Consider the following 19,061-nt stretch of genomic DNA (forward strand, 5'->3'; position numbering starts at 1 on the left):
GGAAGGTATTTTTTGTTTATAATTACAAAATCGATTTTTGTTTTTTTGATTAAAATCATTACATTAATATAAATTATTTTAAAATTTGAGCTCTGATACAATTAATATTGTCTAAAAATTGTATGAATAAAGTATAGACTAAGGAGGAATTGATGTTAAAAAGATTTGTTAATTTATTAGTTATTTTAATGTTTTTGTCGGTCTTTAATATAAGTGTATTTGCTTCCAAGGATAATGAACTTGAGAAAGTAATTTTTTTAAAGGAAAAAGGGATAATAGATGGTTATCCAGATGGTAGTTTAGGTCTTGAAAACAATTTGAAAAGAAGTGAGATAACGAAAATTTTAGTTTATTCACTTGGGAATAAAAATAAGGCAATTGAATTACAAGGAAAAGAAATACCTTTTAGCGATGTAGGGAAAGATTACTGGGCCAACGGTGTGATTTCTTATGCAAAGAATAACATGAACTTAATAAGTGGGTATCCAGATGGAACATTTAAAGGTGAGAAAAATATTACTAATGCAGAGCTTCTAAAGATTCTTGTTTGCCACAAAAAGAATTTAAATAAGACTGCAATAAATAATGCTAAGTGGCCTTATGACTGGATTAAATGGGCTGAAGAAGAAAACATATGTGGGAAAAATATTAATCCAAATTCATTCGCACTTAGAAAAGATGCTTTTCAGTTTTTATTTAATACAATTTATTCCAATTCAGAAAATTATAAATCTGAAAGCAAGAAATCTAAAAATGCGTCTATAATTACAAAAGAAACTAAAGAATCAAGACATAATTATAACTATTATGAAAATAAGGAAAGTAATAAAAAAAGTAATAATACATTAGTAAGTGAGAGTAGCTCAGAGAATCAACACGTTATTGAATTGAAAAAGATTTTAAAGGCAATAATCGATTCGAGAAAAAATGATTTATTAGAACTAGGAGGAGTTAAGACTCCCAAAAATGAAAAATCAATAGCTGATTTAAAATCTCTTATAGAAGAAGCTAAGATTTTGTTAAACAAAAAAGACTTATCTTCAGATGAGATAAAAAAACTTGAAGAATTAACAAAATTTGAAGGTAAAAAGTATATAGGATCCTTTAGAAAAATTGCAAAGAATATTCTAGTTGATTCCGAGGTATTGGGTGAAAGAGATGCTAGAAATAAAAACAATGGTAAGTATTATACATCTTTAAAGAATAATCAAATAAGAATAAAAACACTTCTTAGTGATGTTAAAAAAATAGGAGAATCTGAGGAGAGATATATTAAATTAAATTATATTTCTAAAAAGGATTATGACAGTGTTGATGCAATTTCTAAATCTACACCAAAATATAAAAAACAAGAGTTAAATAAAGATCTTTATAGTGTTGAAGAAAAAGATGGAATAATAACAGTTACTATAAATGGTGAATTGCCAGAAGATGTAAAAATCTTGAAGCCTATCATTTACTTAAAATATGCTGACAATATTTACTTTGAAAATGGTGATTTAGTTTATACAAAAATTCCAATGAAAACTTTCATTCAATTAGATATGGATGACACAACTTTTAATAAAGAAACAATTAAAGAACACCTTGAAATGGATAATGTCGAAAATGTAAAAGACATTATAGTAGATGAAGGGAAAATACAAGAAGTACAAGATGTATTAGATGGTTTATCACAAGAAAAGGAAATAAAATTTAATGCTGAAGTTATATTTAATGATGGTAGAATTGGTGAATTAGAAGTGTCAATAGAAGTTGATAAAACAGAGGACCATGATATTGAATTTACAGATATTTCTATAAAACAAGGAGATGAAGTTACTTTAGAAATGATTAAAAATGCAATATCAACGCCTAATTTACCTGAAATAAAAGAAATAAAAGTAGATAAAAATAAATTAGAGGATATAAAAAAGGCTGTAATTACTCCACCTTTAGAAGAGATAACGGTAATGTTATCAGTTGATATTGATTTTGCCGATAGAACAAGTGGCAGTGGTTTCTTTAATGTTATAATAAAAAAAGCAGATTAATAAAAACATAATTATAAAACCCCAGATTAAACCTAAAGGAGACCTACTTTTGTTGGATTTAGACCAACTTTAAGGTTCACTTTATTAATACTGGGGTTTTTATTATTTTTATCTAAGCAGTTATATCTTGAGAGAATAGAAAAATATTTTCGTAATTAAATTTTACAGGTCAAACAAAACTACTTCATTGGCTTCCAAGGATTTTTTTATATTTATTATTCTTTGGTTGGAGGATCCTCGAAATCTAAGACTCAAGTCTTTTAAGGCTTCTACAAATCTTCCATCAACTAGGACGTCACACTCTTCTAGTAATTTCTTTTTGTCCTGGTCTTTTAAAATTTCTTCATAAGTATAGCCAGAGAAGATCCAAATTTCCTTTTGGACTTCTTTTTTTATGTCACGAAGAACTTGCAAGAGGTCCACTTCATTTTGGAAGGGCTCACCACCTAAGACTGTCAAGCCCTTAACTTCATCTAACTTTAAATCTTCTATAACTTCATCTGTTTCTTTGCGAGTCCAAGGGTTACCAAAGTTAAAGTCTTGGTACTCTTCATTAAAACAATTGGGGCACTTGTGAGTGCAGCCTGTCACAAAAATTGTGGTCCTTATGCCAGGGCCATTGGCAACATCATACTTTCTTATTTGGGCAAAGTTCATTATATGTGAAGAACCCTTGCGTTAATTTCCTTAGTACGGCCTTCGTTCCAGAAGTTTTCACCAAGGTAGCCACAAGTACGTCTTACCACTGTAAGGCTTGACCTGTCAGTGTTGTGGCATTGTGGGCATTCCCAATCGCCATGGTCGTTTAATTTGATTTCACCATCAAAGCCACATTCTGCACAATAGTCTGACTTTGTGTTAAATTCTGCATATTGGATGTTGTCGTAAATATATCTTACAATTGTCTCTAGGGCTTCTAGGTTGTGACCCATGTTTGGAATTTCTACATAAGAGATGCAACCTCCAGTTGACTTGTCTTGGAACTTTGCCTCGAAGTTAAATTTTTCAAAGGCAGAAATTTCTTCTCTAACGTCAACGTGGAAGGAGTTGATGTAGTAACCCTTGTCAGTTACATTTTCTATGATGCCAAATCTTTCTCTGTCGATGTTGGCAAATCTTTGTGTAAGTGACTCAGCTGGTGTTGCATATAGTGTAAACTTAATTCCATATTCTTCAGTCCACTTATTAACAGCATCGTTAAGTGTGTCCATGATCCTCATGGCAAAGTCGTAGCCCTTCTTGTCTGTGTGGCTCACTCCCTTAATAAGCATTGTGGCTTCGTAGATTCCAATGTAGCCAAGGGAAACTGTTGAATAACCATTTAAAAGAAGAGGAGCAATGGATTCGTGCTTGCCTAGTCTTGCAATGGCACCATGTTGCCAGTGGATTGGAGATGAATCGCTGCTAACCTTCTTTAGGTGTTCGTAACGCAATAGTCCAACCCTCTTAACTAGGTCTAGTCTCTTTTCTAGGATTTCAAAGAATTTTTCTTCGCTTCCTCCTGCAAGTATTCCTATTTGAGGAAGGTTGATAGAGCAAGCTCCCATGTTAAATCTTCCTTCAAACTTGTAGTTGCCCTTTTGGTCCTTATAAGGTGGAAGGAAGGCCCTGCAACCCATTGGAGAAAATACGTTGCCTTCGTAGTTGGCACGCATCTTCTTGGCAGAAATGTAGTCAGGGTACATCCTCTTAGCAGTACATCTAATTGCAAGAGAAGTTAAATAATAATATTTTGAGTCCTTGTTGATGTTGTTTTCATCAAGAACGTAAATTAACTTAGGGAAGGCTGGTGTAACATAAACACCTGCGTCGTTTTTAATGCCTTGAATTCTTTGCTTTAAGATTTCTTCTATTATCATTGCAACTTCATCAACATATTGGTCGTCGTCTTCAAGCCACATAAATAAGGTAACAAAAGGTGCTTGACCGTTGGAAGTCATCAAAGTATTTATTTGATATTGAATAGTTTGGATTCCGCTTTCAAGATCCTTCTTAGTCATTTGATTTGCCATTTTTTCAGCAAGTTCAATATCTCCAAGAGTATCAAGGGCAAGAGAAAGATTCTTTTCGTAAGACCTTCTTAGGTACTTGCCAAGGCAGGAAATATTAATACTTTGACCACCATATTGGTTTGAGGCAATTTGGGCAATGATTTGTGTCATAACATTGCAGGCAACTTGGAAGGACTTAGGAGTTTCAATCATCTTGCCATTAACTACAGTTCCATTGTCAAGCATGTCCTTCATGTTAACTAGGCAGCAGTTGAAAATTGGTTGGATGAAGTAGTCCATGTCGTGGATGTGGATGGCGCCAGATTCGTGAGCTTCAACTAAGTCGGCTGGGATCATTTTTCTCTTGGCTATATCCTTAGAAACTTCACCAGCTATTAGGTCTCTTTGAGTAGAGGCAATAACAGCGTTCTTGTTGGAATTTTCATCCATTAAGTCTTCATTAGTTTCGTTTAATAGACCAAGAATATCCTCGTCAGTAGTATTTTGTTCACGCTTGTATTGTTGAACTGACTTGTAAGATTCGTAAGCCCTAGCAGTAGCTGGGTTGTTGTTTTGAATCAAACGATAATAAACTTCTCCCTCAATGTCATAGATTGATAGGGGAAGGCCCTTTGAGTTAGCAAGTTCTTCAATTTCTTTGGCAATTTCAAGAGCCTGGTCCTCAATGTAGACACCGGAACTTGAGTGCATAGCTTTTTCAATAGCGATTACAATTTTGTCCCTGTCGAAGGCAACCTTCTCGCCATTTCTCTTAATAACTTCTGGCATTTTTTCCATCTCTCCTTTTATATAAAAAATAATAATTCCATTTCTAATGCAGATATAATTATACTACATATAGTATATGAAAACCATAAGGAAAACATATATTGTGGTGAATATTGTAAAATATTTAAAAGTCAAGTCCTTTGTAGAAGAATTTGCTGAAAAAATTTTTTCTCTTTGATATAATCGACCTAGATTAGGAGGACCTATGTTAAAAATTTTTACAGACGTATTAGATCCCTTCTTGTGGGGACTATTTCCAATAATTAGAAAATTTGAAAGAAAATATAAAAACTTTTCCTATGAATTTGTCATGGGAGGACTAATTGGTAACTACGAAGAATTTTTGCCAAAGAACTTCAGAGACAAGAACTCAGTTGACCTTGGGAACCAAATCCTCTTTGACATGTATAGGGCAAGTGGAACCATAACTCACATGCCTGGCTTTGAAGCTTCGCCAGACCTCTTCACAAAGGACTACAAGTCGTCCTATCCCTTGGACAAGTACTTCATATCAGTAGAAGAAATGAATAAGGACCTAGCCAGGGACTACATGAGAAAAACTTTAGAAGAAGCCATAGTCTTTCAGAAAAATATATTTAAGCTAGAAGTTCAAAAAGAAATCTTAGAAGGCTTTGGCTTAGACTATGATGAGTTTTTATTTAATTACGAAAACTCTCATGATTTATTTTTACAAGATAGGATGGAGGCCTTTGACTACAGGATAAAAAAACTCCCAGGCTTCTTGATTACAAAAAATTCTAGAGTCTTGCAAAACATAATGGACTTCTCAAGAGTAGAAGAATTTTTCTTAGAAAACCTAGAACTAGAAGAGAGAGAAGAAAACTTAAGCGACGAAGAAAAAATTATGGACTACATAAGGTCCTACAACTTAGTCTTAAAGGAAGAAATTAAAATAGTCTTTGGAGGAGGAAAAATCTTAGAAGACCTTATAAGAGATGGAAGAGTTGGAATTAAAAAAATAAATTCCTTTGAGGTAGTGAAAATAATTTAAAACTTTTAAAGAAGGCACTAATTTAGTGCCTTTTTTTCTGCAAAAATTTATTATTTTTGTTATAATATTGCCGGAGACGGTATTATTTTTATAAACCGTACTTAAATATTTATAATTAAATATTTCTCCAAAATAAATTTTTAAGGAGAGAATGATGAAGGTACTAAGAAATGTAGAAGATGCTTTGGAATTTACCAAGGGAAATTACCAAAAGTCTGTGGGTTTGGTTCCTACTATGGGATTTTTGCACGCAGGTCACAAGTCACTTATTGATGAAGCAAGAAAGAACAACGATATTGTAGTCGTGTCTATTTTTGTAAATCCAACTCAATTTGGACCTGGCGAAGACTATGAATCTTACCCAAGAGATGAAGAAAGAGATTTTAAACTCTGTGAAGAGGCTGGAGTTGACGCAGTCTTCACACCAGACCCTAAGGAGTTTTATCAAAATCACAAAACTTATGTAACTATCGAAGATTTAAAGGACAACTTATGTGGCAAGACTCGCCCAATTCACTTTAGGGGAGTTTTAACTGTCTTAACAAAGTTATTTCATATCTTTAGACCTACTAGAGCCTACTTTGGCAGGAAGGACGCCCAACAATTTTTAATTGTTAAGAAGGCGGTTAAGGATTTGAATTTTGGAATCGAAATTGTTCCTTGCCCAATTAAGAGGGAAGAGGACGGCCTTGCAATTTCATCAAGAAATGTTTACTTGTCTGATGAAGAGAGAAAGGCTGCACCAGTTCTTCATAGGGCCCTAGAAAAGGGTAGGGCTGCCATGACAAAGGGCATGAAGGCTGAAGATTTAATTAAGATTATTGAAGATGAAATAAAAACCGAAGAACTTGCTGATATTGAGTATGTTCAAGTTGTTGACACAGAAGAGATTAAAGACATGGATGTCATTGATAGGGACTGCCTTGTTGCTCTTGCTGTTAGGTTTGGTACGACTAGACTTATTGACAACTTTTTCTTCGAGGTGTAAATTGTTTAGAAAAATTTCACTTTATATAGAAAAATACTTGATCTTAATTATCCTGCTACTATCTGCAACTGCCTTGAGGTACCCAGATGCCTTTAAGGGGATGACAAATTACACAGCCCTATTCTTGGCAGCGGCAATGTTTGGTATGGGAACTAACATAGAAATTGAGGACTTTAAAAATCTTTTAAAGGCACCAAAACTTATATTTTTGGGAGCTCTTTGCCAGTACACAATTATGCCCCTCTTGGCACTTCTCTTATCAGTGATTTTTAAATTGCCAAAGGACATAAGCCTTGGGGTTATCCTTGTTGGGACTTGCCCGGGTGGAACTGCATCTAATGTATTGAGTCACATTGCAGAAGGCGATCTTGCCTATTCTGTTTTATTGACAGTTGCTTCAACCCTACTTGCACCAATTATGACGCCACTTCTTGTCTACATGATGGCAGGATCTCTTGTTGAAGTTTCCTTTGTGGCAATGTTTATGTCTATTGTGAAGGTAATTGTATTGCCAGTTGGTCTTGGAATTATTGCCAAGGCACTATTAAGAGAAAGAATTAAGAAGGTGGACTTTGTCTTCCCACTTATTTCTTCTATGGCGATTGCCCTAATTATTGCAGCAATTGTGGGACTTAATGCAGAAAAAATTATGACTTCAGGACTTTTAGTCTTTGGAGTTGTTATTATCCACAATATTTTAGGTCTTGGCCTTGGACTAGGACTTGGGAAATTAATGGGGCTTGATTACGACAAGCAGTCAACTCTTTCAATTGAAGTTGGGACACAAAACTCTGGTCTTGCAGTAGTTCTTGCAAACACAAACTTTGCCATGAATCCACTTGCAGCACTACCAGGAGCAATTTTCTCTGTGGTTCAAAACCTAATTGGTTCAATTTTTGCCCACTATAGGGAAAGTCAAAGGGAAAAGAAATTAGAAGAAATTGAATTAAATATATAAAAATAAAACCAAGGTTTTAGGTAATACTAAGACCTTGGTTTTTTGCTTGTGATTTTTTATTTTTCGTGAACTCTCTTGCAAGTCATGTGCTGGATGTTAAGGGAATAGACTAGGGCATTTTTAAAACTTCTCTCCATGACTTCATTTATTTCTTCCATTGAAGGGAAATATCTTGAAGCAAGTCTTATTAATTTTTGGGCTGCTAGGTCTCTGTCCTCTATGATTTCAATTTCTCCAAAGGCAACTAGGCTCTTTAGATAGTAGGACCAGCCATTTTCTGAAAGTTTTTCGTCTCCATAGGTCACGAAGCAGGCCTTATTATTTTTCTTGATGCAGTCTAGCTTGTAGCCACTCTTAGCTCCGTGAAAATAAATTTTATTTTCTTCCTCGTAATATAAAAAATTTATGGGAATGGCATAGGGGTAGTCATCTTCGCCATTAAAGGATAGGACTCCTCTTTTATTTTTCATAAGCAAGCTCTTAGCTTCTTCAAGGGGAAGCTCTTGCTTTATTCTTCTCATTTCTCTAAACATTTTCCACCTCTCTTATAATTATAGCAAATTACTTTGGTATTATATATTGAGATTTAAAGTCATGCTATAATTAGCCTATGGATAAATTATACAATGTTTTTAAAAATATAAGATTTTCTAGTGAAGAAGAAATTGAAGAAAAAATTTATGAAGATGAGGGAATAAAAGTTATTAGGACTATGTCACTTAATCAGGTCACAGGCTTTTATGACCAAGAGGAACTTGAAATTGTATTCTTATTAAGGGGCAAGGCCCAAATAGAATATGAAGATGGAAGGAGACTTGACTTAGGAGAAGGGGACAGCCTAGTAATAAGACCCCACGAGATCCACAAGGTTTCATGGCAGGAGAAGGCAGTTTGGCTCTGTATTTTTAGGAAGTAGGATTTTAGTGTCAGGTGAAAAAACTTATGACTTATAAAAGAATAGGACTTTGTAAAAATTTGTGGACTTATAAAAAGTTTGTAAGCTTGAAAATTATTGTTTTAATTTAGATATTTCATCAGTTTTTTCATATAACCCCTTTCTTTAATTACCAATGTTTAATTCACTAAATTCTTCTCTAAAATCATTTTTACCTGGATAAATGCTGTTTTCTTTTCTGTATTTTTCCATTATATTATTATAAATTTCCTCATAATCTGAATAATTGAGTTTTAAATAAGATTCTAAATCATAAAATGGAATTTTAATGATTGTTCTTTCACATAACTCTATGAATTATTCTAAGGCGTTTATTAATAATACTGCTGATAACTCCTCATTCTCATCTGAAACAACTTCTTCAAGATAGTCTACTAAGTAATAATTGTAGAAATTATTTAATAGAACATTAAAGTCTTTTAATTCTAAATTCGTTAATTTTACCCCACTTTTCTATTTTTAAAAATTATACCCTTAAAAATTTCAATATACAAATTGAAATCAAAAAGCAATCGATCCCCTATGGTCATAATCCGATTCACTTGCATCATTGCCACAGCTGATTGACCTAGCAAGAGATATAATTGTAGCAATAACTACCTCTATCTTTTAGTTCTTCATTTTATAATATTTTTTCAAAACTATATAAGAAGATTTAAAGATATAATTATGTTTTAAAAAATATTTCAAAACATCTTAACTTAAGTAATAAATACACAAAAATAGGGAAGAGGTAAAACTCTTCCCTTAATTTATTTATCTATAATCTTATTTATTTCTCAAAAATTCGTCGATAGACTTTGCGGCATTTTTACCAGCACCCATGGCAAGGATTACTGTTGCTGATCCTGTAACTGCATCGCCACCGGCAAAGATTTCTTGGCGAGATGTTTGAGACTCTTCATTTACAATGATGCCGCCCCATTTTTCTATGTCAAGATTCTTTGTAGTTGAAGAAATTAGTGGGTTCGGATTTGTTCCAAGGGCCATGATAATTGTTTGGAAGTCCTCTTCATAGTCGCTACCTTCTACGGCAACAGGTCTTCTTCTACCAGATGCATCGGGTTCTCCAAGTTCATTTCTCACACACTTCATTCCCTTAACCCAGCCTTGGTCGTCTCCAAGGATTTCAACAGGAGCAGTTAGCATTTCAAACTTAATGCCCTCTTCCTTGGCATGGTGGACTTCTTCAGTCCTTGCAGGAAGTTCCTTTTCAGTACGTCTGTAGACAATGGAAACATCAGCTCCAAGTCTTTTTGCAACTCTTGCAGCATCCATGGCAACATTGCCGCCGCCAATAACTGCAACTTTTTCTCCTACATTAACTGGAGTGTCGTACTCTTCATCAAAGGACCTCATGAGGTTGTTTCTTGTCAAGAATTCGTTGGCTGAATAAACTCCATTTAGGTTTTCACCAGGAATATTCATAAACTTAGGTAGGCCGGCACCTGATCCAATAAAGACTGCTTCAAAGCCATCCTTGATTAGGTCGTCTATGGTCTCAGTTCTTCCTATAACAAAGTTGTTTTCAAATTTAACTCCAAGTTTTTTAATATTTTCAACTTCGTATTCAACAACTTCGTCTGGAAGTCTAAATTCTGGAATACCGTAGATTAAAACTCCACCAGATTGTTGAAGGGCTTCAAAAACTGTTACGTCGTAGCCCATTTTTGCAAGTTCGCCTGCACAAGTAAGACCAGCTGGACCTGCTCCAACCACTGCAACCTTCTTGTCAATCTTTCTGATGTCAGAATTTTCTTGGACTTGGTGACGTCTTGCATAGTCAGCTGAAAATCTTTCAAGCTTACCAATGGAAACTGCGTCGCCCCTATTTAAGAGGACACATCTTTCTTCACATTGAGATTCTTGTGGACAAACCCTACCACAAACTGCTGGAAGGGAAGTGTAAAGGGAAAGAACCTTGTAGGCTTGTTCGAAGTTGCCACTAGCGATTTCCTTTATGAAGCCAGGTATGTCAATGGAAACTGGGCAGCCTTCAACGCAGCCAGGTTTCTTACAGTTTAGACATCTTGAAGCTTCAGTGGCTGCTTCTTCTGCAGTGTAGCCAAGACAAACTTCCTTGAAGTTTTTATTTCTTTCATCAGGTGCTTGTTCAGCAATTGGAACTTTTTTAAACCTGTCTTCAGCCTTCTTTATTACAAGACCTTGATTATCTTGGGCAGAAGATTTGGCTAGGTGGTCAGACACTGCTAGGTCCATTGTGCAGTGGTGGTCAGCTATTGTGTGAGTCTTCTTGTTGTCTATATATTGTCTTTGCCTCTTCATGGCAGAATCGAAGTCCACTAGGTGGCCGTCAAATTCGGGTCCATCAACGCAGGCAAATTTAGTTTTTCCACCTATAGAAACACGACAGGCACCACACATGCCAGTTCCATCAACCATAATTGGATTTAGGGAAACTGTTGTTGGAAGGCCGAACTTCTTAGTTGTTAGGCAGACAAACTTCATCATTATCATAGGTCCAATGGAAACGACTTGGTCGTAATGTTTTTTTTCATTTTCCACAAGATCCACGATCTTGTCAGTTACAAGACCCTTGAAGCCATAGGATCCGTCGTCAGTTGCTATGTATAGGTTGTCGCAAACGGACTTTAATTCATCTTCAAGGATTACAAATTCCTTGGACTTTGCTCCAATGATTATGTCGCAGTGAAGACCCTTATCTTTGAAAAATTTAGCTTGAGGATAAACTGGTGCAGTACCAACTCCACCTGCTACGAATAGGTATCTCTTGTCCCTTAAGTCCTCTAGGTCCATGTAATAAAAATCTGATGCGTGGCCAAGAGGTCCAACAAAGTCCTTAAAGCTTTCGCCCTCTTCAAAGGCTGCAATTTTCTTTGTAGATTCGCCAGAAGCTTGGACTACTATTTGAACGCTGCCTCTATCTATGTCGTAATCAGAAATAGTTAGGGGAATTCTCTCGGAATACTTGTCGGCAATTAAAATAATAAATTGGCCTGGTTTTGCAGAGGCTGCAATTTTAGGCGCATATATGTCGAATAAAAATATATTTGGCGCAAGTTCTTTTTTTCTTAAAATTTTTGGCAAAATCATCACACTCCCAAGCTTATTATAGCATAAGGTCAATTACAGGTGAGAAAAATTTAATATAGTATGATTATTTATTTAATTGAATTTTGCTAGCAAGGGAGAAAAATATTTACTAATGTGTAAATTTCAAGTATATTATAGGTAAGGTGGTTGAAATGAGAAAATTTTCAAAAGAAATAAAGAAAGTCGTGATAAAGGTTGGATCATCTTCCATAACCCACGACAATGGAAAAATAAATTTACAAAAAATTGACGAGCTCTGCTTTGAGATAGCAAACTTAAAGAATCAAGGCTATGATGTTGTCCTTGTTTCTTCAGGTGCCATTGCAGCAGGACGTGCAAAATTAAATCTAAAGGAAAGACCTAAAGAAACTTCTGACAAGCAAGCTGCTGCAGCTGTGGGTCAAGTTGCCCTTACAAATATTTACGACAGGTCCCTTGTGTCCTATGGTTACAACTCTGCCCAAGTCCTTCTTACTAGGACTATAGAAGTTGACCAAGAGATGAGGGTCAATGCAGAGAACACCTTTGAGAAACTCTTAGGTATGAATGTAATACCAATAATAAACGAGAACGACACAATTTCTACTTATGAAATTAAATTTGGGGACAACGACACCCTTTCAGCAGTTATTGCCAGGATGATTAAGGCAGACCTACTTATTATGCTTACAGACATTGAGGGACTTTATACAGATGACCCAAGGAAGAATCCTGATGCAAAAATTATCCACGAGGTTGCAGATATAAATGAGGTTGAAGGCATGGCAAAGGAAACTGAATCCAATGTTGGAACTGGTGGCATGTACACCAAGATAAAGGCTGCCAAGCTTGCCATAGAAAAGGACATAGAAGTTGTTATTGGATCTGGAGAAAAGATGAAGATAATAAGAGATATAGTTAAAGGAGAAGAAATTGGAACATACTTTAAGTGTTAAGGAAATGGGGAAGATTGCAAAGGAAGCTTCCTACAAGTTAAAGAAATTAAAAACTAAGGAAAAAAATGCCATGCTTCTTGAAATCAAGAAGGCCCTCTTAAGCCAAAAGGAAAATATTTTAAGAGCCAATGAAGAGGATATCAAGAAGGGCAGAGAAAATAATATGCCAGAAGGCCTAATCGACAGACTTCTCTTAACTGATGAGAGAATCGAAGCTATGGCCAAGTCCATTGATGAGGTAATTGACTTCAAAGACCCAGTGGGCAAGGTCCTATCAATGGAAGAAAACTACGCTGGGCTTTTAATTGGCAAGAAAACTGTCCCAATGGGAGTTATTGCCATAATTTATGAATCAAGACCTAACGTAACTCTTGATGCGGCAATTTTATCTCTAAAGGCTTCAAGTGCCATTATCCTTCGTGGAGGCAAGGAATCTATCAAGTCCAACATCGCCATTGCAGATGCCATTAGACTTGGGATAAAAAATTCTGGCTATGACGAGAACTTTGTTCAAATTGTAAAGGACACATCGAGAGAATCTTCAAAGGAATTAATGCAACTAAAGGGTTATGTTGACTTGCTACTTCCAAGAGGATCAGCTTCACTTATTAATTCAGTAGTTGAAAATGCCAAGGTGCCTGTAATTGAAACGGGAGTGGGCAATTGCCACATCTATGTTGACGATGAGTGCGACATTGAAAATGCGGTAAAAATTATTGAAAATGCAAAGACTCAAAGAATTGGAGTTTGCAATGCAGTGGAATCTCTTGTCTTAAATAAGAATTTACCAGATATATTCTTTGACTTATTCAATGAAGTCATAGAAGAACATAAGATAAAAGTTCACGCTGATGAAGCAGCTCTTCCTAAGCTTAAAAATGCAGTGAAGGCAGAGGAAGATGACTACGGTAGAGAATACTTGGACTACGAAATTTCTGTTAAGACAGTTGATGATGTAGATGAGGCAATAGACCACATTACAAAGTATTCAACAGGCCACTCAGAGTCAATCTTGACAGAGTCCTATGAGAGGGCTATGAAGTTCCTAGAAGAAGTTGACTCAGCCTGCGTTTATGTAAATGCTTCAACAAGATTTACAGATGGAGGAGAGTTTGGCAAGGGTGCAGAACTTGGAATCTCAACACAAAAACTTCACGCAAGAGGACCAGTGGGACTTGATGAACTTGTGAGCTACAAGTATGTGATCTTTGGTCACGGGGAATACAGGAAGTAAAATATAATAATATATTATAAATTGAAAATTAATAGGATACATGCCAGAGTAAATAAAAACTCTTGTTTTTTTATGAAAAATTATTGATTATAAAATCTATTACTTTCTAACAGAAAAGCGATATTAAACTAAAAAACATAAAAAAAATCCTATTGCAAATATGAAAAGGTTTTATTATAATATATGTGTCAGATAAAGACAAATATTTTTATAAAGGAGGGAGATTAAATGAATATTTCATTTAATGTCATGCAAACTGTTGGATTTGCAATAATAGTTTTTTACATAGGTAAACTTATTAGAAGCAAAGTCAAATTTTTTCAAACATTTTGTGTACCTGCACCAGTAATAGGAGGATTCCTTTTTGCAATAATTAGATTCTTATTACAACTTGGTGGAATTTGTACTTTCGAATTTGACCAAACACTAAAAGATCCATTCATGATGGTATTCTTCACATCAATTGGTGTAGGAGCAGACCTTGAAACACTTAAAAAAGGAGGAAAAGGTTTTATCCTTTTTGTATTAGTTTCAACTGTATTAGTTATATTCCAAGACGCCATTGGACTTGTACTTTCACAAGTTACAGGAGTAGATTCACTACTTGGTTTAATTTGTGGTTCAGTTACAATGGTAGGTGGACACGGTTCAGCAGGAGCTTGGGGTACAACTTTTGAAGAACAAGGTCTTGTTAACGCGTCAACATTTGGTATGGCGGCAGCTACATTCGGTGTAATCATGGGATCATTAATTGGTGGACCTATTGGTTCTACACTTATTAGAAAGCATAAATTAGCTAGTCCACTTGACAAAAACGGTTCTAATATTGACGTTCTTGAAAACTTAGAAAAGAACAATGCTGGAGAAAGCTATAAGAAAGTTGTTCCACTAGAAGCATTAGATTTTATCAAAGTTTTAGGACTTATCTTTGTATCAGTTGGACTTGGCGCTATTCTTCAAGTGTTCATCAAAGAACATGTTTCTATTATGGGTAACCCATTAAGCTTACCAGCTTATGTAACTGCCATGATTCTTGCAGGTATTTTTGTAAATACAATTGGTAAGAAAGGTTCAAAATGGGCAGTTGATGATAGAGCAAACTCTATCTGTGGTGATGTTGGACTTAATGTATTCTTAGTAATGGCACTTATAGACATCAACCTACTAGACCTAAAGGAAGTTGCAGGACCAATGCTTGTAATTCTATTTGCACAAACTATATTCATGGCATTCTATGCTTACTTCATTAACTATTGGGTTATGGGTAGAGATTATGATGCAGCTGTTTTATCAGGTGGTATTTGTGGATTTGGTATGGGCGCTACTTACAACGCACTTGCAAACATGGACTCAATTACTGAAAGATTTGGTCCATCTCCAAAAGCATACTTTATACTACCAATGGTAGGAGCTTTTGCAATTGATATCATTAACTCATTCTTTATAACAGTATTCTTAAATGTTGCTCAAACATTAAGATAATAGTAAATTATTTAAGACCACGAAGTTAGACTTTGTGGTCTTTTTTGAATCTATAAAAGCTGCTTGTTATTTATATTTGAAAGTCAGGGAAAACTGTATGCATTAAAGAAATGTTCTTTTGTTAATAAAAATATTTTCGTGAATATAAATAAATGAGTGAGTTAATAAATATAGTAAGAGAGGAGTTAATATGAGCACAAAAAAAGAAATAAAATACTTTTTATTTATAGTTTTTTTTCTAGATTTTTTGATAGGAATTACATGTAAATATTTTTATAAAGTAGATAATGCAGGGGTTATAACACTTGTTATGAGTTTAGTTCCTGCTTTTATTGCAATTTTATTAGAAAAAGATTTTAAGTTAAAAGATTTATCTAAAGATAAATTTAGTGTGATATATTCCTTATACTTCATATTATTTATATTTTTTTACATATTGTCATTCTTTTCAGAAAAAGTTTTAAATAATATAAATTTTGTCGTGTCTTTGGGTTGGCTAATTAGTCTTTATGTATTAACGATAGATGATAAAAGATTAAGAGGAAAATTTAATTTTTCTTTATTTCTTAAATGGGCTTTTATTGTAATTATAATAGATTTATTTAGATTGGGAATATTAAGTTTTTATTTTCAATCAGAAGTTGATTTTACTGATCTTCTTAATAGATTAGCTGGAACCTTTACAGTAGGATTAATTAGTACAACTTTTAATTTAATATTTACAATGGGTGAAGAATATGGTTGGAGATATTTTTCACAAACAAGGCTTCAATCATTATATGGCAATAGAATAGGAGTTTTGTTAACTGGTCTTATGTGGGGCTTGGCTCATTTTCCTTTGTATTGTGTGGTATTTTATTCTGGAACAGAAGGTCTCTACGCAGGTATAGAAATTACTGTATTTTGTATCGCCATTGGGATAGTGCTTGGACTCATCTACATGGAGAGTAGAAGCGTTATTATGGTAACCTTTATCCATCTTTTGCACAATATGTTTATGGCTAATGTTACTAGTGCAGAATACAATCAAGATTTTATTTTTACAAAAGAATTTTTATTTGTATCTGTAATAATTAATATAGTTTTTTATACTCCATTTTTATTAAATAAAAAGTATAAATGAATTTTAACTTGAATTAAAAAGTTATTCATTCTTTATAGATAATGACAAAATTGTTGTATTCGGGTAATTAATTATTATCATCATATATTTCATGAATTTGTAATTATAAGGAGTTAAAATCTTGCGGTTTTTAGAAAGCCCACAAAGTTTTTAATATTTAGTATAAAATTTTTCGTGGAGTTTTGACAAATATTTCTACATCATATCCAGCATACCCAATTTCAAATACTTTTGGACTTAGGATGATTTTCACAGGTATCTTTGCTCCAGACCAGGTGAGAGATGAAATTAAGAAAGAATAATAAAAAAGATTATAGACAATCCTTTTGACGTCAACTTGGTAATGATTCATAGAGAAATTAAGAAATTAAATAAAATGCTTATGATAAGTGAAGTGGAAATTATCACTTGTGTAACAGATAATTCAAAAATTTTTGACTATAGGTTAAATGAAAGCTAAAAAATACCTTTTAAGAGTAATTAAACTTTACAAGTGTAGGAGTCTATTGTAAAATAATTCTCTAACAAAAAATAAGGGGGAAGATTGTGGAAAGATTTAAGCACAAAAATTTACAAAAATTCCAAATTTTAAATGGAGCTCAGCTTAAATATATTGCCTTTACTTCCATGTTAATTGATCACATAAACAAGGCACTAATTTGGCCCAACTTAGAAGGTGGAGGAGCTTTGCAATTTATAAGTTCTATCTTTGATGTAATAGGACGAATTGCCTTTCCGCTTTTCTCCTTCTTTATAGTAGAAGGATTTTTTAGGACCCACGACAAAAAGAAATATCTTCTACACCTAATATTCTTTGCAGTGATATCAGAAATTCCCTATGACATGTTTTCGTCGAAAGTCATATTAGAGTTTAGACTTAACAACGTCTTGTTTTCACTTGCCCTGTCCCTAATTAGCATTTGGATACTAGACGAGTTTAGAAAAAGATACGAGGATAAACTTGGAAAGTTTTGGATTCTTATTTCTATTCCGCTTTTAATTATTATGTTTTTTGTGTCCAACTTTGTATCAGGCGACTACGACTTTCATGCAATCTTGACAGCCTTTGTCTTCTATATGCTTTATGAGAGACCAGTGGCTGGAGCAATCTGTGCCTACCTTACAATAGTGAAAGAAGTTTGGTCCATCTTAGGCTTTGGTCTTACGATTTTATATAACGGAGAGAAGGGAAAACAGAATAAAATTTTTAATTATTTATTTTATCCAGTCCATCTATTTATACTTGGACTCTTGAGATTTTATTTTAATATTTAAGGAGGCAGGCTTGCCTCTTTTTTTATTTTTATTTTTGTAAGCAATTTAAAAAGACCATAAAGAATTGTCATATAATATAGAAGAAAGTGATCTCAAAATCTTTTAACTTTAAGTAAATATCCAAGGGTTTTCCAAGGACTTTTTTAAAGAAAAGTGCTAATTGGGCTAAGCTTATAAATGACCTTGAAAAAGATAATGATTTCATCTAAAATAGAAATGTAACGAAGTACATAAAATTTTAAGGAGGATGTAAATGAAAGCGTTAATGGTAGATTACATGTCAGACGTAATTGACAAGGGACTTGAAGAAAGAGGTATTGAACTTGATAAGGTTATGCTTCCAACTTCAGAAAAATTAGCAGAAATTATTGAACCTTATGATTTCTTATTCATGAGAGTTGACCCATTCATCAACAAGGAAGTTCTTGATGCTGCTAAAAACTTAAAGGCAATTTTTGTTGGTTCAACAGGAACTAACCACATTGACCTTGAATATGCTAAGGAAAAAAATATTCCAGTTAAAAACTCTCCAGGACAAAACGCAAACGCAGTTGCTGAACTAGTATTTGCTAAGGCTCTTGACCTATACAGAAACTCTGTACAAGCTCAAAACGAAGTTAAGGGTGGAATCTGGAACAAATATAGATGGATTGGTAGAGAACTTAGAAATAAAACTCTAGGAATTTGTGGTTTTGGTGCAATCGGAAGAAGAGTTGCTGAAATCGCTAATGTATTCCATATGGACGTTCTTGCTTATGACCCATTCCTAAAACCAGAAGACATTAAAGTTGATTATGTTAAACTTGTTGATTTCGACGAAATCGTTAAAAACTCTGACATTATCACTCTTCACATGCCACTAACTCCAGACACTAAGGATCTTTTTGGAGCAAAAGAATTCGAAAAGATGAAAGACGGCGCTTGCATTATCAACGCTGCACGTGGTGGAATTGTTAACGAAGATGACCTATACGACTACATCAAGAATGGCAAACTAGGTGGAGCAAACTTAGATACACTTTCTAACGAACTTGGCTCTGGCGGACTTGACACTCAAGATGTTCCAGTAGAAAGTAAATTATTCGAACTTGACAGACTTTATGTAACTCCACACATTGGTGGATCAACAATTGATGCTCAAGACGATATCGGAAATGTAATCCTAAGAAACTTTGATGAACTTTTCGGAAAATAAGAATAAATAAAATTTA

Annotated in this window: 15 protein-coding genes; 11 read left to right on the forward strand and 4 right to left on the reverse strand. The window is 34.2% G+C overall.

The window, feature by feature from the left end; translation table 11 throughout:
- The first annotated feature begins 152 nt into the window (after nucleotides 1-152).
- A complete protein-coding gene (locus tag ACWPVO_RS06200; protein ID WP_454207281.1) occupies nucleotides 153-2,033 on the forward strand; it encodes an S-layer homology domain-containing protein in 1,881 nt (626 codons plus the stop codon).
- A 162-nt stretch (nucleotides 2,034-2,195) separates the two neighbouring features.
- Here the strand turns inward: ACWPVO_RS06200 and nrdG are convergent, their stop codons facing one another.
- Nucleotides 2,196-2,690: an anaerobic ribonucleoside-triphosphate reductase activating protein gene (nrdG, locus tag ACWPVO_RS06205; protein WP_454207283.1), complete on the reverse strand. Its 495-nt coding sequence runs from the start codon at nucleotides 2,688-2,690 to the stop codon at nucleotides 2,196-2,198.
- The gene (nrdD, locus tag ACWPVO_RS06210) at nucleotides 2,690-4,813 is read right to left on the reverse strand and encodes an anaerobic ribonucleoside-triphosphate reductase (protein ID WP_454207953.1); all 2,124 of its coding nucleotides are present in this window, start codon (nucleotides 4,811-4,813) and stop codon (nucleotides 2,690-2,692) included. The genes nrdG and nrdD overlap by 1 nt, the downstream gene beginning before the upstream one ends.
- Before the next feature lie 205 nt (nucleotides 4,814-5,018).
- Between nrdD and ACWPVO_RS06215 the strand changes: the two genes are divergently transcribed.
- The 3 genes from ACWPVO_RS06215 to ACWPVO_RS06225 all read left to right on the forward strand — a co-directional run bounded on the left by ACWPVO_RS06215 (nucleotide 5,019) and on the right by ACWPVO_RS06225 (nucleotide 7,771).
- Nucleotides 5,019-5,825, forward strand: a complete 807-nt coding sequence (locus tag ACWPVO_RS06215; RefSeq protein WP_454207285.1) for a disulfide bond formation protein DsbA — start codon at nucleotides 5,019-5,021, stop codon at nucleotides 5,823-5,825.
- Nucleotides 5,826-5,979: 154 nt separating this feature from the next.
- Nucleotides 5,980-6,813 (forward strand): pantoate--beta-alanine ligase, encoded by an 834-nt coding sequence (panC, locus tag ACWPVO_RS06220; protein ID WP_454207287.1) that lies wholly within the window; start codon nucleotides 5,980-5,982, stop codon nucleotides 6,811-6,813.
- A gap of 1 nt (nucleotide 6,814) precedes the next feature.
- Nucleotides 6,815-7,771, forward strand: coding sequence for a bile acid:sodium symporter family protein (locus ACWPVO_RS06225; protein WP_454207289.1), 957 nt, complete (start codon nucleotides 6,815-6,817; stop codon nucleotides 7,769-7,771).
- 56 nt (nucleotides 7,772-7,827) lie between these two features.
- Here the strand turns inward: ACWPVO_RS06225 and ACWPVO_RS06230 are convergent, their stop codons facing one another.
- The gene (locus ACWPVO_RS06230; protein WP_454207291.1) at nucleotides 7,828-8,304 is read right to left on the reverse strand and encodes a pyridoxamine 5'-phosphate oxidase family protein; all 477 of its coding nucleotides are present in this window, start codon (nucleotides 8,302-8,304) and stop codon (nucleotides 7,828-7,830) included.
- A gap of 77 nt (nucleotides 8,305-8,381) precedes the next feature.
- On the opposite strand from ACWPVO_RS06230, the gene ACWPVO_RS06235 reads away from it, so the two are divergent.
- The gene (locus tag ACWPVO_RS06235; RefSeq protein WP_454207293.1) at nucleotides 8,382-8,687 is read left to right on the forward strand and encodes a cupin domain-containing protein; all 306 of its coding nucleotides are present in this window, start codon (nucleotides 8,382-8,384) and stop codon (nucleotides 8,685-8,687) included.
- An 807-nt stretch (nucleotides 8,688-9,494) separates the two neighbouring features.
- Here the strand turns inward: ACWPVO_RS06235 and ACWPVO_RS06240 are convergent.
- Complete coding sequence (locus ACWPVO_RS06240; RefSeq protein WP_454207295.1) at nucleotides 9,495-11,795, reverse strand: bifunctional dihydroorotate dehydrogenase B NAD binding subunit/NADPH-dependent glutamate synthase; 2,301 nt, start codon at nucleotides 11,793-11,795, stop codon at nucleotides 9,495-9,497.
- Nucleotides 11,796-11,953: 158 nt separating this feature from the next.
- Here ACWPVO_RS06240 and proB point away from each other — a divergent pair, with 158 nt between their 5' ends.
- The 6 genes from proB to ACWPVO_RS06270 all read left to right on the forward strand — a co-directional run bounded on the left by proB (nucleotide 11,954) and on the right by ACWPVO_RS06270 (nucleotide 19,045).
- Complete coding sequence (proB, locus tag ACWPVO_RS06245; RefSeq protein WP_060800791.1) at nucleotides 11,954-12,736, forward strand: glutamate 5-kinase; 783 nt, start codon at nucleotides 11,954-11,956, stop codon at nucleotides 12,734-12,736.
- Nucleotides 12,714-13,970 carry a glutamate-5-semialdehyde dehydrogenase gene (locus tag ACWPVO_RS06250; RefSeq protein WP_454207297.1) on the forward strand — a complete coding sequence of 419 codons (1,257 nt, stop codon included), beginning with the start codon at nucleotides 12,714-12,716 and terminating at the stop codon, nucleotides 13,968-13,970. Before proB ends, ACWPVO_RS06250 begins: the two co-directional genes overlap by 23 nt.
- 228 nt (nucleotides 13,971-14,198) lie before the next feature.
- On the forward strand, nucleotides 14,199-15,452 hold the full coding sequence (gene gltS, locus ACWPVO_RS06255; RefSeq protein ID WP_005956931.1) for a sodium/glutamate symporter: 1,254 nt from the start codon (nucleotides 14,199-14,201) through the stop codon (nucleotides 15,450-15,452).
- Between the two features lie 190 nt (nucleotides 15,453-15,642).
- Nucleotides 15,643-16,575, forward strand: a complete 933-nt coding sequence (locus tag ACWPVO_RS06260; RefSeq protein WP_454207300.1) for a CPBP family intramembrane glutamic endopeptidase — start codon at nucleotides 15,643-15,645, stop codon at nucleotides 16,573-16,575.
- A gap of 546 nt (nucleotides 16,576-17,121) precedes the next feature.
- Nucleotides 17,122-17,850, forward strand: coding sequence for a TraX family protein (locus ACWPVO_RS06265; protein ID WP_454207302.1), 729 nt, complete (start codon nucleotides 17,122-17,124; stop codon nucleotides 17,848-17,850).
- Between the two features lie 253 nt (nucleotides 17,851-18,103).
- The gene (locus ACWPVO_RS06270) at nucleotides 18,104-19,045 is read left to right on the forward strand and encodes a D-2-hydroxyacid dehydrogenase (protein WP_060800786.1); all 942 of its coding nucleotides are present in this window, start codon (nucleotides 18,104-18,106) and stop codon (nucleotides 19,043-19,045) included.
- Nucleotides 19,046-19,061: the final 16 nt, after the last annotated feature.

This window comes from Peptoniphilus sp. Marseille-Q6390, from assembly GCF_965119475.1.

Coding starts and splice junctions, on each gene's coding strand:
- nrdD (WP_454207953.1), bottom strand. CDS start 4,813: ATGCCAGAAGTTATTAAGAGAAATGGCGAGAAGGTTGCCTTCGACAGG.
- nrdG (WP_454207283.1), bottom strand. CDS start 2,690: ATGAACTTTGCCCAAATAAGAAAGTATGATGTTGCCAATGGCCCTGGC.
- gltS (WP_005956931.1), top strand. CDS start 14,199: ATGAATATTTCATTTAATGTCATGCAAACTGTTGGATTTGCAATAATA.
- ACWPVO_RS06200 (WP_454207281.1), top strand. CDS start 153: ATGTTAAAAAGATTTGTTAATTTATTAGTTATTTTAATGTTTTTGTCG.
- panC (WP_454207287.1), top strand. CDS start 5,980: ATGAAGGTACTAAGAAATGTAGAAGATGCTTTGGAATTTACCAAGGGA.
- ACWPVO_RS06215 (WP_454207285.1), top strand. CDS start 5,019: ATGTTAAAAATTTTTACAGACGTATTAGATCCCTTCTTGTGGGGACTA.
- ACWPVO_RS06235 (WP_454207293.1), top strand. CDS start 8,382: ATGGATAAATTATACAATGTTTTTAAAAATATAAGATTTTCTAGTGAA.
- proB (WP_060800791.1), top strand. CDS start 11,954: ATGAGAAAATTTTCAAAAGAAATAAAGAAAGTCGTGATAAAGGTTGGA.
- ACWPVO_RS06230 (WP_454207291.1), bottom strand. CDS start 8,304: ATGTTTAGAGAAATGAGAAGAATAAAGCAAGAGCTTCCCCTTGAAGAA.
- ACWPVO_RS06260 (WP_454207300.1), top strand. CDS start 15,643: ATGAGCACAAAAAAAGAAATAAAATACTTTTTATTTATAGTTTTTTTT.
- ACWPVO_RS06270 (WP_060800786.1), top strand. CDS start 18,104: ATGAAAGCGTTAATGGTAGATTACATGTCAGACGTAATTGACAAGGGA.